General features: G+C 71.0%; 12 protein-coding genes and 1 pseudogene. 9 read left to right on the top strand and 4 right to left on the bottom strand.

The window, feature by feature from the left end:
• Positions 1–88 precede the first annotated feature (88 nt).
• Positions 89–1,351, bottom strand: a complete 1,263-nt coding sequence (locus tag N790_RS00735; protein ID WP_043799566.1) for a patatin-like phospholipase family protein — start codon at positions 1,349–1,351, stop codon at positions 89–91.
• A 109-nt stretch (positions 1,352–1,460) separates the two neighbouring features.
• On the opposite strand from N790_RS00735, the gene N790_RS00730 reads away from it, so the two are divergent.
• Positions 1,461–2,231: a DUF8198 family protein gene (locus tag N790_RS00730; protein ID WP_245593717.1), complete on the top strand. Its 771-nt coding sequence runs from the start codon at positions 1,461–1,463 to the stop codon at positions 2,229–2,231.
• On the opposite strand, the gene N790_RS00725 is transcribed toward N790_RS00730, so the two are convergent.
• The gene (locus N790_RS00725) at positions 2,176–2,451 is read right to left on the bottom strand and encodes a polyhydroxyalkanoic acid system family protein (protein WP_043799564.1); all 276 of its coding nucleotides are present in this window, start codon (positions 2,449–2,451) and stop codon (positions 2,176–2,178) included. The genes N790_RS00730 and N790_RS00725 overlap by 56 nt on opposite strands.
• Before the next feature lie 98 nt (positions 2,452–2,549).
• Between N790_RS00725 and N790_RS00720 the strand changes: the two genes are divergently transcribed.
• Positions 2,550–3,413, top strand: coding sequence for an FHA domain-containing protein (locus tag N790_RS00720; RefSeq protein WP_043799562.1), 864 nt, complete (start codon positions 2,550–2,552; stop codon positions 3,411–3,413).
• Here the strand turns inward: N790_RS00720 and N790_RS00715 are convergent.
• A pseudogene (locus N790_RS00715) lies at positions 3,370–4,021 on the bottom strand (protein-methionine-sulfoxide reductase heme-binding subunit MsrQ); the annotation flags it as partial. The gene N790_RS00720 and the pseudogene N790_RS00715 overlap by 44 nt on opposite strands.
• The gene (gene msrP / locus N790_RS00710; protein ID WP_043799560.1) at positions 4,012–4,980 is read right to left on the bottom strand and encodes a protein-methionine-sulfoxide reductase catalytic subunit MsrP; all 969 of its coding nucleotides are present in this window, start codon (positions 4,978–4,980) and stop codon (positions 4,012–4,014) included. The gene msrP and the pseudogene N790_RS00715, both read right to left, overlap by 10 nt.
• A 77-nt stretch (positions 4,981–5,057) precedes the next feature.
• On the opposite strand from msrP, the gene N790_RS00705 reads away from it, so the two are divergent.
• The 7 genes from N790_RS00705 (at position 5,058) to rpsA (ending at position 14,757) form a co-directional block, all read left to right on the top strand.
• Positions 5,058–7,493, top strand: coding sequence for a sensor domain-containing protein (locus N790_RS00705; RefSeq protein ID WP_052385557.1), 2,436 nt, complete (start codon positions 5,058–5,060; stop codon positions 7,491–7,493).
• A gap of 65 nt (positions 7,494–7,558) precedes the next feature.
• Positions 7,559–8,644 carry a 3-phosphoserine/phosphohydroxythreonine transaminase gene (gene serC, locus N790_RS15810; RefSeq protein ID WP_043799559.1) on the top strand — a complete coding sequence of 362 codons (1,086 nt, stop codon included), beginning with the start codon at positions 7,559–7,561 and terminating at the stop codon, positions 8,642–8,644.
• A 3-nt stretch (positions 8,645–8,647) separates the two neighbouring features.
• A complete protein-coding gene (pheA, locus tag N790_RS15805; RefSeq protein WP_043799557.1) occupies positions 8,648–9,781 on the top strand; it encodes a prephenate dehydratase in 1,134 nt (377 codons plus the stop codon).
• Positions 9,782–9,783: 2 nt separating this feature from the next.
• Positions 9,784–10,899: a histidinol-phosphate transaminase gene (gene hisC, locus N790_RS00690; protein WP_156969863.1), complete on the top strand. Its 1,116-nt coding sequence runs from the start codon at positions 9,784–9,786 to the stop codon at positions 10,897–10,899.
• Complete coding sequence (gene aroA, locus N790_RS00685; RefSeq protein WP_043799553.1) at positions 10,896–12,221, top strand: 3-phosphoshikimate 1-carboxyvinyltransferase; 1,326 nt, start codon at positions 10,896–10,898, stop codon at positions 12,219–12,221. Before hisC ends, aroA begins: the two co-directional genes overlap by 4 nt.
• Positions 12,222–12,231: 10 nt before the next feature.
• The gene (gene cmk / locus N790_RS00680) at positions 12,232–12,924 is read left to right on the top strand and encodes a (d)CMP kinase (protein WP_043799551.1); all 693 of its coding nucleotides are present in this window, start codon (positions 12,232–12,234) and stop codon (positions 12,922–12,924) included.
• A 150-nt stretch (positions 12,925–13,074) separates the two neighbouring features.
• Complete coding sequence (gene rpsA, locus N790_RS00675; RefSeq protein WP_043799548.1) at positions 13,075–14,757, top strand: 30S ribosomal protein S1; 1,683 nt, start codon at positions 13,075–13,077, stop codon at positions 14,755–14,757.
• Positions 14,758–14,761 lie beyond the last annotated feature (4 nt).

Genomic DNA, 14,761 nt, shown 5'->3' with positions numbered 1-14,761 from the left:
GGGGTGTCTGGGGTGGGCGAAGATGCCCGAGTGGCGCCAATCTGCGCGCCGTGTCTAGAGTTTTCACACCATTGCGCGGCGGTTCTGCTCAGCGCCGGCGGGGCGTGGCGGCGCGCCGGCGGTTCGGCCGGCGGGTGCGCAACAGCACTTCCACGTCGTCGAGCGCGCGGCGCAAACGGGCGGTGGTTTCGGTCGGCGCGGGCGCCAGGCCCAGGCCGTCCATGATCGATGCGGCGGGGTTGTCCAGCACCTCGTCGCGCAGGCGCAGGCCGTGCCTGGCCAACACCGGCGCCAGTTCGGCGCGGCGCTGGCGCAGGTCGTTGAGGGTGGAGCGGAAGGCGTGTTCGCAGACGCGCTGGCGCGAGGAGTAGCTGAAGACGTTGGTGAAGAACATCTCGCCGTCGTCCTCGTTGGGCTCGAACACCACCTGGTCCACGTCGGGGTAGCGCTCGGCGTACTTCTCCAGGCCCACGCGCATGCGCGACTGCAGCAGGGTGCGGAAGGTCTGCGACAGCACCACCGGAAGGCCGCCCTCGGACAGCTTGGCCATGCCCTCGGGCGGGCGCCCGGCGGTCTTGGCGTTGAAGGGCACGAACGGGTTCACGCCCAGCATCAGGTCGATGCCGTGGTCGAGCACCACGGAGGCGTGCATGGTCCGGCGCAGCGCGCCGTCGACGAAATGATGGCCGCGGATGTCCACCGGCGGGTACAGGCCGGGCAGGGCGGAACTGGCCTGCACGGCGAGCGAGATGGGCACGTCGTCCCAGTCCTTGCTGCCGAAACGCACGGCTTCGCCGCTGTCGAGGTCCACCGCCACCACGTAGAGCCTGGCGGCCAGTTCGCGGAAGTCGTTGCTGCGGCCGCGGATGGTGAACACCTGGCGCAGGAAGCGCTCGATGCCGCGGTTGTCGAACAGGCCCGTCGGGATCACGCCGCCGAAGCGCCCGACCAGCTCGCTCAGGTGCGAGCCGGTGGGGTCGGTCAGCAGGTCCTTCCACCAGTCGAAGGCCAGGCGCGGCACGGCGGCGGCGCGGCGAACGTATTCCATGAAGGCCGGGCGCAGGAACATCTGCGGCTGGAACTTCACCTGGTCGCTGTCGCCGGTGATGAAGATGCGGCACATCTCGGCCGTGTCGAGCCGGTTGGCCAGGCCGGCGGCGAGGAAGGCGCCGGAGCTGACGCCCACGTAGACCTCGAGCCGGGTCAGGTCCAGGCCCTCCAGGGCCACGTCCAGTGCGCGCAGCGCCCCCAGTTCGTACATGCCGCCGATGGGACCGCCGCCGGCGATGGCCAGGCCGATGCGGCCCTGGCTGGGCGGTTGGCGCTTCCGGGCGGGCTGCAGAACAAGCATGCTAGGGGGAACTCCTGCGAAGGCGCGGCGATTGTAGCCGCTCCGGCCATTCCCCAAGTGTGAACCCTTCCGACGCTTCCGTGACCATGACGTTCCCGGCGAGACGGCCATGAGCCATGCCCTGCAGCGCCACCGCCTGGGCCAGCGCCTGGCCTGGCAGCAGGCGGTCAACGACCCGCTGCGCGAGCCGCGCAACCGCCTGGCCACGCTGCCGCCGCTGCGCGCCTGGCAGGCGAAGCGGCTGGCCGACAGCTTCCGCGACTTCCTGGCCAGCCCGCGCATGCGCCCGGCCGCCGAATTCTTCCTGACCGACCTCTATGGCGAGCGCGATTTTTCCGCCCGCGACCGCGACGTGGCGCGCATCCTGCCGCTGATGGCGCGGCTGCTGCCCGACACGCTGCTGGTGGCGGCGACGGACGCGATCGAGCTGGCGGTGCTCAGCCATGCCTTCGACCTGCGCATGGCCGAAGCGCTGGCGGCGCGCCCCCGGCCCGGGGCGCCGATAACGGTGGACGACTACGCCGCGGCTTACCGCGCCGCCGGCTGCCCGCGCCTGCGCCGGCACCAGATCGAATTGATCCTGGGCGTGGGCTGGACCCTGGACGCGGCGGTGCGCAAGCACGGCGTCTACAAGCTGCTGCGGGCGTCGCGCCTGCCGGCGAAGGCGGCCGGGCTGTCCGAACTGCAGGGTTTCCTGGAACGCGGCTTCTCCGCCTTCGACGCGCTGGGCGGGGCGGGGGAGTTCCTGGAGGCGATCGGCCGCCGGGAGCGGGAGGTGTCGCGGCGGCTGTTCGCCGGCGAACCCGATCCGTTCGGCGAGGGGCCTAGCCGAACTCGCGGTCGAGGTACTGGTGGATCTCGCGCTCGATCGGACCCTTGATCGCGCCCAGCAGGAAACCCAGCTGCGCCGTCACGTGCACTTCCTTGGCCGACAGCGCGATGTGACCGTCGACGCCGCCGCGCGAGAATTCCATGGTGTTGCCGTCCCAGCCGTATTCGACGTCGAACTTCTCGGCCAGGTGCTCGGCGACGCGCTCGATGGCGGCGCGGGCGTCCTTGATGCTGCGGGTGTGCTTGCGGCGGATGTCGATGTGGGACATGGGGTCCTCCTGGACGGCCTATTCTGCTTGGCTTTGCCGTATCCACCAAGGGTGCGCGCGATGGCAGCCATGCTAGATTCGCGGGCGGAGGACCCCGGATGCAACTGACGTTTCCCAACGGCGAACACCCGAACGTGCCCCTGCAGGGCGAGGTCGCCGTGGGCAGCCGCGCCGGCCTGCGGGTGAGCCTGCCGGGCAGCGGCCTGGCCGCGCACCACGCCAGTTTCACCAGCGACCGCCGCGGCCTGTGGCTGCGGGTGCCGGCCGGCGCGCCCGGCGTGCACCTCAATGCGCGGCCGGTGCAGCGCCTGGCCCAGCTGCGGCCGGGCGACCTGGTCTGCCTGGACAAGCTGCGCGTGGTGGTCCGGGCCGACGACGAGCCCGCCATCGAACGCCGCATCCCGGCCTCGGCCCCGGCCGCCATGAACGAGGCCCAGCGCGTGGCCGCCGCCCGCGTGGTGCTGCGCGGCCTGAGCGGCCAGCATTTCGGCCGCAGCTACACGCTCACCGAACCGCGCACGCTGGGCCGCGCGCCCTCGGCCGACATCCGCCTGGACGACCCGGCCGTCGCCGACCGGCACGCCGTGGTGGAACTGCATGGCGACCGCGTGGTGCTGCGCGCCATCGGCAACGGCGGCGAATCGAGCCTGGTGAACGGCGTGCCGGTGCGCGACGCGGTGCTGTCGCCGGGCGACCAACTGGTGGTGGAACAGCACCGCTTCGTGCTCGAGGCCCCCGGCTTGCCGCTGCGCGGGCAATCGGGCGCGGGCAAGCCCGCCGCCTCCACGCATACGCAAACGCTGGCCGCGGTGAACGTGCCCGTCGCCCGCGACCCGGCCCCCGGCCCCGAACCGACGGCGCCGGTCCCGCCGGCCCGCGACCCCGGCGCGCTGTGGTGGTTGATCGCCGCGGCCACCGTGCTGGCGGCGGCCATGACGGCGCTGCTGGTCTACGCGCCCTGAGGCGCCGGGCGGCGCAGCCGCCACCACAGGCGCAGCCCCAGGAGCACCGCCAGGATCGCGGCGTAGATCGCCGGTTCGCGCAGGTCCGACTTCACCAGCCACAGGAAATGCAGCACCGCCAGTGCGCCGGCCAGGTAAACCGCCCGGTGCAACTGTCCCCAGCGCCGACCCAGCCGGCGCATCCAGCCGCGGGTGGACGTGAGCGCCAGCGGCAACAGCAGCAGCCAGGCGGTGAAGCCGGCCGTGATGTAGGGCCGCTTGGCGATGTCCTCGAAGACCTGCGCCCAGAAGCCGCCCAGGTCGAGCACCAGGTAGGTGGCCAGGTGCAGGCAGGCGTAGAAGAACGCATACAGTCCCACCAGTCGCCGGAACCGCAGCGGCCAGGGCTGTCCCAGCAGCCGCCGCAGGGGCGTCAGCGCCAGGCCCAGAAGGAGCAGGCGCAGGGCCCAGTCGCCGGTGAAGTGGGTGATGGCGGCGACCGGGTCGGCGCCCAGGCCGTCTTCGACCACCGCCCGTACCAGCCAGGCCAGCGGCCACAGCGCCAGCGCGTGCGCCAGCGCCTTCAGCCCGACCCAGCGCGCGTCGACGCGGCGGGCCGCTAGAACCATTTGCGCAGGTCCATGCCCGAATACATCGCCGCCACCTGCGCGCCGTAGCCATTGAAGGGCAGGGTGGCGATGCGCTCGGCGAACACCCGGTTGCCCTCGCCGGCGATCCGGCGCTCGCTGCGCTGGCTCCAGCGCGGGTGGTCCACGTCGGGGTTCACGTTCGAGTAGAAGCCGTATTCCGAGGGCTGGGCCAGGTTCCAGCTGGTGGCGGGCATCCGTTCGGTGAAGTCGATGCGCACGATCGATTTGATGCTCTTGAAGCCGTACTTCCACGGCACGACCAGGCGCAGCGGAGCGCCGTTCTGGTTCGGCAGCGGCTTGCCGTACAGGCCGGTCGCGAGCAGCGTGAGCGGGTTCATGGCCTCGTCCAGGCGCAGGCCTTCGCGGTAGGGCCAGTCCAGCGCCGGGAAGCGGATGCCGGGCATCTGCACGGGGTCGGCCAGCGTGGTGAAGGCCACGTACTTCGCCCGCGAGGTTGGTTTGAAGCGCCGGAGCACCTCGCCCAGCGGTACGCCCTGCCAGGGCACCACCATCGACCAGCCTTCGACGCAGCGCAGGCGGTAAATGCGGTCCTGCACCGCGTGCGGCCGCAGGAAATCCTCGAGCCCGAAGGTGCCGGTGAGCTCGGCTTCGCCGCCCACCACCACGGCCCAGGGCGAGGGCTTGAGGGTGTGGGCGTTGCGGGCCGGGTCGGCCTTGCCGGTGCCGAACTCATAGAAGTTGTTGTAGCTGGTGACGTCCTCCCAGCGCGTCGGGGCCTCGCGGGTGCGGAAACCGTCGGGGCTGTCGGTGGCCGCGACGGCGGTCGCCACGGGAGCGGCGTCTTCGGCCCCGGCGCAGCCGGCCAGGGCCAGCAGCGGGCTGGCCAGGCCCAGGCCCAGCAACTGCCGGCGGGCGCGGTAGACCGGTTCGGGCGTGATTTCCGACGGCGGCGGGGCGGGGTAGTCGAATCGGCGCATGGCGGGCTCCGGGGCCCCGTCTTGGGGGGCGAATGGGGTGGCTATACTCCGGACTGAGGGGTCCTGGGGGAAAAAGGATGCGCCTGGCCGAGGCGTTCGAATCATCCACCAGCGTGGTGGCGGTGATGCGCGGCAGCGATGGCGTCTTCCTCGGCGTCAACGCCGCGTTCGAGCGTAGCACCGGCTACCGTCGCGAACAGGTGATAGGCCGGCTGCCGATCGAAATCGGCCTGTGGCCCGACCCCGCCTTCCGCGCCCGGATCTGGAGCGTGCTGCGCGCCGAGCAGCGGGCCGTTGCGCTACCCATGAGCCTGGCCTGCGCCGACGGCCGGCTGCGCCCGGGCCACCTGAGCGTGGAGTTCGCCCGCGACGGCGGCGAAACGGTGGTGTTCTGCCTGGTGCACCTGGACCCCGACCAGGCGGCGCCGCCGACGGACGAGGCCGTGGTGCCCGACGGCTTCTACCGATCGCTTTACCTGGCGGCGTCGGAAGGCATCTACCGCAGCCTTCCCGGCGGCGGTTTCCTCGACGTGAACCCGGCGATGGCGCGCATCCTCGGCTTCGCCTCGCCGGCCGAACTGCTGGCCGAGCGGGGGCGCGACGCGGCTTCGATGTACGTCGACGCCGCGCACGGGGCGCGCGTGCACGCGCGCCTGCTGGCCGGCGAGCGCCTGGAGCGCGAGCGCGCCCGGGTGCGGCGCCGCGACGGCGCGGTGATCTGGGTGAGCGAGAACAGCCGCGCCATCTTCGGCGAGGCCGGCCAGGTGCTGTTCTTCGAAGGCTCGCTGGTGGACATCACCGCCCAGGTCGAAGCCGAGCAGGCGTTGCTGCGTTCGGAGAGCAAGTACCGCACCCTGGTCGAGCACAGCCAGGTGGGCGTGTTCATCATGGCCGGCGATCGCTACACCTACGCCAACCAGGCCTTCGCCCAGATGCTCGGTTACCGCGAGGACGACCTGGTGGGGCGTGGCTACCGCGAAATCATGGCGCCCGATGCCGTGCCGCAGTCCGAGCGCCGCAACCAGGACCGGCTGGCCGGCCGTCCCGTGCCGCCTGATTTCGAGACCGTGCTGATCCATCGCGAAGGCCGCCGCGTGCACGTGAAGGTGAGCATCGGGCCGGTGCTGCTGGACGGGGTGGAGCACCTCACCGGCACCGTGCTAGACATCACCCGCCAGCGCGAGGCCGAGGAGCGCCTGCGTTACCACGCCACCCATGACCCGCTCACCGGCCTGCCGAACCGCATGCTGTTCAACCAGCGGCTGGCCGGGGCCATGCTGGAGGCCAGCCGCGGCGGCGACCCGTCCTATGCCGTGCTCTTCCTCGACCTGGACGGCTTCAAGTGGGTCAACGACAGCCTGGGCCATGGCGCCGGCGACCGGCTGCTTGTGCAGATCGCCCGCCGGCTCGAGGACTCGCTGCTCAGGGACGTGCTGATCGCCCGCTACGGCGGCGACGAGTTCACCCTGCTGCCCGACGGCCGCTGCGACCGCGACCGCGCCATGGCGATCGCCCGCGCCGTGATCGGCCTGTTCGAGCAGCCCTTCGACGTGGGCGGCCAGCAGGTGTTTTCCTCGGCCAGCGTGGGCATCGTCGTGGGCCGCCGCGAATACGAATCGCCCGACCAGGTGCTGCGCGACGCCGACACCGCCATGTACCGGGCCAAGGCCGTCGGCAAGTCGGGCTTCGTGGTGTTCGACGAAGGCATGCACCAGGAGGCGCTGAGCCGCCTGCAGCTGGAAACCGACTTCCGGCTGGCCTTCGAGCGCGCCGAATTCCGCCTGCATTACCAGCCCATCGTCGAGCTGGCCAGCGGGCGGCTGGTGGGCGCCGAGGCGCTGGTGCGCTGGTGGCACCCCCGCCGAGGCCTGCTCACGCCCGCCGACTTCCTTCCGCTCGCCGAGGAGACCGGCCTGATCGTCGACCTCGATGCCTGGGTGCTGCGCGAGGCCTGCCGCCAGCTCGGCGACTGGCGCGCGCGGGTGCCGGACTTCGCCGCGCTGTCGATGAACGTCAACGTGGACGAGCGGCAGATGGTGTCGCCCGGCATCGTCGAGGAGGTGTTCACCTTGCTGCAGTCGCACCGCATCCCGCCCGACCGCCTGCGCCTGGAAGTGACCGAAACCGCCTTCCGCGCCGGCCGCGGCCAGGCCGAGCAGCGGCTGCTGTCGCTCAAGGCGCTGGGGGTGGGGCTGGTGGTGGACGACTTCGGCACGGGCTATTCGTCGCTGGAATCGTTCGCGGCCTCGCCCTTCGACGCCCTGAAGATGGACCAGGTGTTCATCCGCGACATCGAAACCAACCCGCGCCACCGCGCCATCGTGCGAACCATCACCAGCTTCGCCGACGAACTGGGCCTGGCCCTGACCGCCGAGGGCATCGAAACCCCGGCCCAGCGCGAGCGCCTGCGCGCCATCGGCTGCCAGTACGGGCAGGGGTATCTGTTCTCGCCGGCCCTGCCGGCCGACGAGTTCGAGCAATTGCTCTCCGGGACCGCGCGCATCGTCGGTTGAGTCGTCTTCCGAGGCGCGGCGACGCCGTGCTAATTTGCCAACGCATTCCCGCGAGGTGTTCCCCCATGTCACGCGCCTTCAACTTCAGCGCCGGCCCGGCCGCGCTGCCCGAACCCGTGCTTCGCCAGGTCCAGGCCGAACTGCTCGAGTGGCAGGGCGAGCGTGCCTCGGTCATGGAGGTCAGCCACCGCGGCAAGGCCTTCATCGACTGCGCCGCCGCCGCCGAGCGCGACCTGCGCGAGCTGATGGCGATCCCGGACGACTACTACGTGCTGTTCCTGCAGGGTGGCGCCACCACGCTCTCGGCGCTGCTGGCCCTGAACCTGGCCGGCCCCGCGCAGGGCGCCGACTTCGTGCTGACCGGCCACTGGGGCGAGAAAGCCCTGGAAAACATGAAGCCCTCGCTCAAGGCCCGCGTGGCCGCCAGCGCGAAGGACGGCGGCTATACGTCCATCCCCGACCGCGCCGGCTGGCAACTCGACCCCAGCGCTGCCTTCCTGCACTACACCCCGAACGAAACCATCCACGGCGTCGAGTTCCACGACATCCCCGACGCCGGCGGCGTGCCGCTGGTGGCCGACGTGTCCTCGAACTTCCTGTCGCGGCCGATGGACGTCTCGCGCTTCGGCGTGCTCTACGGCGGCGCCCAGAAGAACCTCGGCCCCTCGGGCCTGGCCATCGCCATCGTCCGCAAGGACCTGCTGGGCAGGCACGGCCGCGAGCTGCCGCCGATCTTCGAGCTGCTCAACCAGGCCAAGAACGATTCCATGTTCAACACCCCGCCCACCTTCGCCTGGTACGTGCTGGGCCTGGTGCTGCAGTGGGTGAAGGCCCAGGGCGGCGCGGCCGCGATGGGCGAGCGCAACGGCCGCAAGGCGGCCCTGCTGTATTCGGCCATCGACGGTTCCGGCGGTTTCTACCGCAACACCGTGCAGCCCTCGGCGCGCTCGTGGATGAACGTGCCCTTCTTCCTGCCCGACGAGGCCCGCGAGAAGGCCTTCCTGAAGGAGGCCGAGGCCGCCGGCCTGCTGGGCCTGAAGGGCCATCGCGCGGTCGGCGGCATCCGCGCCTCGATCTACAACGCCATGCCCGAGGCGGGCGTGCAGGCGCTGGTGGACTTCATGGCCGACTTCGCGCGGCGCCACGGCTGAGCCATGCCCAGCCGCAAGCCACCACCGGGCAAGTCGCGCAAACCGCCCGCCCCCAAGGCGCCGCCGGTGCTGTCGGAGGTGCGCGAGCGCATCGACGGCATCGACCGCCAGATCCAGGCGCTGATCGCCGAGCGCGCCCGCTGGGCGCACCAGGTCGGCAAGGCCAAGGGTCCGCTCAAGGCGGCGGTGGACTACTACCGCCCCGAGCGCGAGGCGCAGGTGCTGCGCCAGGTGCTCGACCGCAACGACGGCCCGCTCAGCGACGAAGTGCTGCTGCGCCTGTTCCGGGAAATCATGTCGGCCTGCCTCGCCCAGCAGGAGCCGCTCAAGGTCGGCTACCTCGGGCCCGAGGGCACCTTCTCGCAGCAGGCGCTGCACAAGCACTTCGGCCATTCGGCCAAGGGCCTGCCGCTGGGCAGCATCGAGGAAGTGTTCCAGGAGGTCGAGGCCGGGCATGCCGATTTCGGCGTGGTGCCGGTGGAAAACTCGGGGCAGGGCACCATCCAGTCCACGCTGGACATGTTCCTGACCTCGTCGCTGAAGATTTGCGGCGAGGTCGAACTGGCCGTGCACCAGTACCTGATGTCGCGCACCGGCCGGCTCGAGGACATCGAGCGGGTGTATTCGCACCCGATGTCCCTGGCCCAGTCCAAGGCCTGGCTGCGCCAGCACCTGCCCAAGGCCGAGAAGATTGCGGTCTCGAGCAATGCCGAGGCGGCGCGCCGCGCCCGTGGTGCCGACGACTCGGCCGCCATCGCCGGCGAAAACGCCGGCCATGTGTACGGCCTCAAGTCCATCGCCGGTCCCATCGAGGACCGGCCGGACAACACCACGCGCTTCCTGGTGCTGGGCCGAGAACTGTTCCCGCCCAGCGGCCATGACCGCAGCTCGCTGCTGGTGTACGTGCGCGACCAGCCCGGCGCGCTCTACAACGTGCTCAGCCCGTTCGCGCGCCACGGCGTCAGCATGAACCGCATCGAATCGCGCCCCGCGCACACCGGGCGCTGGCAGTACGCCTTCTTCATCGACGTCGGCGGCCACGTGCAGGACGGCCCCGTCGCCGATGCGCTGGCCGAGCTGGGCGAATACGCCACCGACATCAAGGTCCTCGGGTCCTACCCGGTGGCGCTGCTCTGAGCATGGACGAGGCCGCCTTCGCCGCCCTGGCCCAGCCGGGCCTGCAACGCCTGCGGGCCTACGACCCGGGCCTGGACCTGGTGGCCCTGCGCCGCGCCCACGCCAGCCTGGTCGAACTGGGCTCGAACGAAAACAGCCTGGGCCCCAGCCCGGCGGCGCGCGCCGCCGCGGCGGCCGCGCTGGCCGACATCCACCGCTACCCGGACCCGCTGGGCGGCGACCTCAAGCGCGCCATCGCGGCCCACCATGGCCTGGAGCCGGCGCGCGTGCTGCTGGGCAATGGCTCGCACGAATTGCTGATGATGCTGGCCCAGGCTTTCGCCGGCCCGGGCCTGGACGTGGTGGCCTCGCGCTATGGCTTCGCCGTGTACGCGCTGGCCGCGCAGGCGGCGGGGGCGCGCCTGGTGCTTGCCGAGGCCCTGCCGGCCGGGCACGCCATGGCCCGCGGCCACGACCTCGAAGCCCTGGCCGCCGCCATCACGCCGCAGACGCGCGTGGTCTACCTGGCCAACCCCAACAACCCCACTGGCACCTGGTTCACCGGCGCCGCCTTCGAGGGCTTCCTGGACCGGGTGCCGCGCACGGCGCTGGTGGTGGTGGACGAGGCCTACCTCGAATACGTCACCGACCCGGCGCTGCCCTCCGCGGTGCGGCTGCTGCCGCGCTTCCCGAACCTGGTGGTCACGCGCACCTTCTCCAAGGCGCACGGCCTGGCCGGGCTGCGCGCCGGCTACCTGCTGGCCGCGCCCGGCCTGGTGGCGGTGATGGAGCGGCTGCGCGAGTCGTTCAACGTCAACGGCCCCGCGCTGGCGGCCTGCGAAGCAGCGCTGGCCGACACCGCCCACGTCGAGTACGTGCGCCGCGCCAATGCCGCGGAACGCGAGGCCCTGGCCGATGCGCTGCTGGCGCGCGAGCTGGCCGTGTCGCCGTCCCAGGCCAACTTCCTGCTGGTGGATTTCGGCCGCGATGCGGCGCCGCTCGAAGCCGGCCTGGTCGCCCGCGGCGTCGTGCCACGGCCCATGGCGGGTTATGGCCTGCCCACCTGCCTGCGCCTGACGGTGGGCACGCGCGAGGAAAACCGCCGGCTTCTCCAGGCGCTCGACGAGGTGCTGGCGTGAGCGGCGCGCCGCTGGACTGGCTGGCCGGGCAGGGCAAGGCGCTTACCGGTGAAATCACCGTGCCGGGCGACAAGTCGGTCTCGCACCGCGCGGTGATGCTCGCGGCGATCGCCGAGGGAGAATCGTCGGTCGAAGGCTTCCTTGAAGGCGAGGACACCCGGGCCACCGCCGCCATCTTCGGCCAGCTGGGCGTGCGCATCGAGGCGCCCAGCCCGAGCCGGCGACGGATCCACGGCGTCGGCCTGCACGGCCTTCGCGCCGCCGCCGGCCCGCTCGATTGCGGCAACGCCGGCACCGGCATGCGCCTGCTGGCCGGGCTGCTGGCTGGCCAGGCCTTCGACAGCGAGTTGGTGGGTGATGCCTCGCTTTCGCGCCGGCCGATGGGCCGCGTGATCGAGCCACTGCGCCGCATGGGCGCCCGCATCGAGGCGCGCGAGGGCGGGTTGCCGCCACTTAGAATCCTCGCTAACAATGGCTTGCAAGCCATTGATTATGAATTGCCTGTTGCCAGCGCGCAGGTGAAATCCGCGGTCCTGCTGGCGGGCCTGTACGCCCGCGGCGAAACCGTGGTGCGCGAACCGCACCCCACCCGCGACTACACCGAGCGCATGCTCTCGGCCTTCGGCTGGCCGGTGCGCTTTTCGCCCGGCCTGGCCCGCCTCGAAGGTGGCCACCGCCTGCGCGCCACCGACGTGCAGGTACCGGCGGATTTCTCCTCGGCCGCGTTTTTCCTGGTCGCCGCCTCGCTGGTCCCGGGGTCCGACCTGCTGCTGCGCCGGGTCGGCATGAACCCGCGGCGCACCGGCCTGCTGGCCGCGCTGCGCCTGATGGGCGCCGACATCAGCGAATCCGGCGCCGGCGAGCAGGGCGGTGAACCGGTGGCCGACCTGCGGGTCCGGCACGCCCGCCTGCGCGGCATCGCCGTGCCCGAAGCCCTGGTGCCGGACATGATCGACGAGTTCCCGGCGCTGTTCGTGGCCGCCGCGCTGGCCGAGGGCGAAACCCGGGTCAGCGGCGCGGCCGAGCTGCGCGTGAAGGAGTCGGATCGCATCGCGGTCATGGCCTCGGCCCTGCGCGCCCTGGGCGCCGACATCAGCGAAACCCCCGACGGAGCCCATATCCGCGGCGGCCGCCTGGCCGGCGGGCAGGCCGACAGCCACGGCGACCACCGCATCGCCATGAGCCTGGCCATCGCCGCCCAGCTCGCCTCGGGCGAGGTGCGCATCGGCGACTGCGCCAACGTGGCCACGTCCTTCCCCGGTTTCGTCGAATTGGCCCGCTCGGCCGGCTTCGGCCTGCGGGCGGCCCCGCCCATCCTCTAGAATCCCGGCCATGCCCCGCATCCCCGTGCTCACCATCGATGGCCCCTCCGGTTCCGGCAAGGGCACCATCAGTCGCGCCGTGGCCGAACGCCTCGGCTGGCATTACCTCGATTCCGGCGCCCTGTACCGGGCGGTCGGCCTGGCCGCAGCTTGGGAGGGGGTGGACCTGAGCGACGCCGAGGCGGTGGCCCAGTGCGCCGCCCGCACCGAGATCCGGTTCGAGACCCAGGGCGCCGGCGAGCCCCACGTGATCGTCAACGGCAAGGACGCCACCCGCCAGCTGCGCATGGAAACGGCCGGCGCGGCGGCCTCGGCCATCGCCGCCCACCCCCCGGTGAGGGCCGCCCTGGTGGACCTGCAGCACCGGTTCCGGCGCGCCCCCGGCCTGGTGGCCGACGGCCGGGACATGGGCACCGTCATCTTCCCCGACGCCCCCTACAAGGTCTTCCTGACGGCAAGCGCCGAGGAAAGGGCCAAAAGGCGGCATAAGCAGTTGAAGGAAAAAGGGGTTTCGGTTAATCTTGACAGTCTGCTGCACGAAATCGCCGCTCGCGACGAGCGCGATGCCGGGCGTGCGGTGGCGCCCCTGAGACCCGCGGACGACGCGGTGGTCGTGGACTCCACCGGCACGCCCATCACCGAGGTGATCGAGCGCGTGTTGGCTGTGCTGCCGGAAAAACTCCGCCAGCCCCGCCAGGACTGATCCCCCGGCGCATCCCGTCCCCACGGGGGCGACTTCCCAGGCAGAAACGGTCCCGCGCCCGATGGCGCGGGGTATTCCCACGCGCATCCAGCGCCAACAGGTGGGTCGCGGCGGAGCCGCCGGCCCGTGTGTCCAACCGAGTATCCAACAATGACTGAATCTTTCGCTGAACTGTTCGAGCAGAGCCAGAACGCCCTCTCCAAGCTCAAGCCGGGCGCCATCGTCTCCGGCACCGTGGTCGAGGTGCGTTCGGACGTGGTCGTCATCAATGCCGGCCTGAAGTCCGAGGGCATCATCCCCATCGAGCAGTTCCGTAACGAAGCCGGCGAGCTCGAAGTCGCCGTCGGCGACACCGTCAAGGTCGCCCTCGAGTACCTCGAGAACGGCTTCGGCGAGACCGTGCTGTCGCGCGAGAAGGCCAAGCGCGCCATGGTGTGGGACGAACTCGAGGCTTCCATGGAAGCCGGCGAGATCGTCACCGGCCGCATCTCCGGCAAGGTCAAGGGCGGCTTCACCGTCGACATCCGCGACGTCCGCGCGTTCCTGCCGGGTTCGCTGGTCGACGTGCGCCCGGTCCGCGACCCGGGCTACCTCGAGGGCAAGGAACTCGAGTTCAAGATCATCAAGCTCGACCGCAAGCGCAACAACGTCGTCGTCTCCCGCCGCGCGGTGGTCGAGTCCGAGTCGAGCGTCGAGCGCGAGCAGCTGATGGAGCGCCTGCAGGAAGGTGCCGTCATCAAGGGTGTCGTCAAGAACCTCACCGATTACGGCGCGTTCGTGGACCTGGGCGGCATCGACGGCCTGCTGCACATCACCGACATGGCCTGGAAGCGCGTGCGCCACCCGTCCGAAGTCGTCAACGTCGGCGACGAGCTCGACGTGCGCGTGCTGAAGTTCGACCGCGAGCGCAACCGCGTCTCGCTGGGCCTGAAGCAGCTGGGCGACGATCCGTGGGACAACATCGCCCGTCGCTACCCGACCGGCGCCCGCCTGTTCGGCAAGGTCTCCAACGTCACCGATTACGGCGCGTTCGTCGAGATCGAGCCGGGCGTGGAAGGCCTGGTGCACGTGTCCGAGATGGACTGGACCAACAAGAACGTCAACCCGTCGAAGGTCGTCCAGCTGGGCGACGAGCTCGAGGTGATGGTCCTGGACGTCGACGGCGAGCGCCGCCGCATCTCGCTGGGCATCAAGCAGTGCACCCCGAACCCGTGGGAGGCCTTCTCGGCCCTGCACAAGAAGGGTGACAAGGTTTCCGGCCAGATCAAGTCGATCACCGACTTCGGCATCTTCATCGGCCTGGACGGCGGCATCGACGGCCTGGTGCACCTGTCCGACATCTCCTGGAACACCACCGGCGAAGACGTCGTCCGCAACTTCAAGAAGGGCGACAACCTGGAAGCCGTCGTGCTGGCCGTCGACCCCGAGCGCGAGCGCATCTCGCTGGGCGTCAAGCAGCTCGAGCAGGATCCGGTGGGCCAGTACATGGCCGGCACCCAGAAGGGTTCGATCGTCAACGGCGTGGTCAAGGAAGTCGACGCCCGCGGTGCGACCATCGAGCTCGAGGGCGGCGTCGAGGGCTACATCCGTGCCAACGACATCGCCAAGGAGCGCGTCGAGGACGCCACCCAGTACCTGAAGGTCGGCGACAAGGTCGAAGCCAAGTACATGGGCATGGACCGCAAGGGCCGCACCATGCAGCTCTCGATCCGCGCCAAGGACGAGGCCGAGCTGCAGGAGACGATGGCGGAGGTCAACAAGTCCTTCGACGCGTCCTCCGGCACCACCAAGCTGGGCGCCCTGCTGCGCGAGCAGCTGAACAAGGGCGAGTAAGCCC

Source organism: Arenimonas malthae CC-JY-1 (genome assembly GCF_000747075.1).
GTDB classification, from domain to species: domain Bacteria; phylum Pseudomonadota; class Gammaproteobacteria; order Xanthomonadales; family Xanthomonadaceae; genus Arenimonas; species Arenimonas malthae.
Note: the sequence above shows the minus strand (reverse complement) of the source record. Positions and strands in the feature narration are given on the sequence as shown.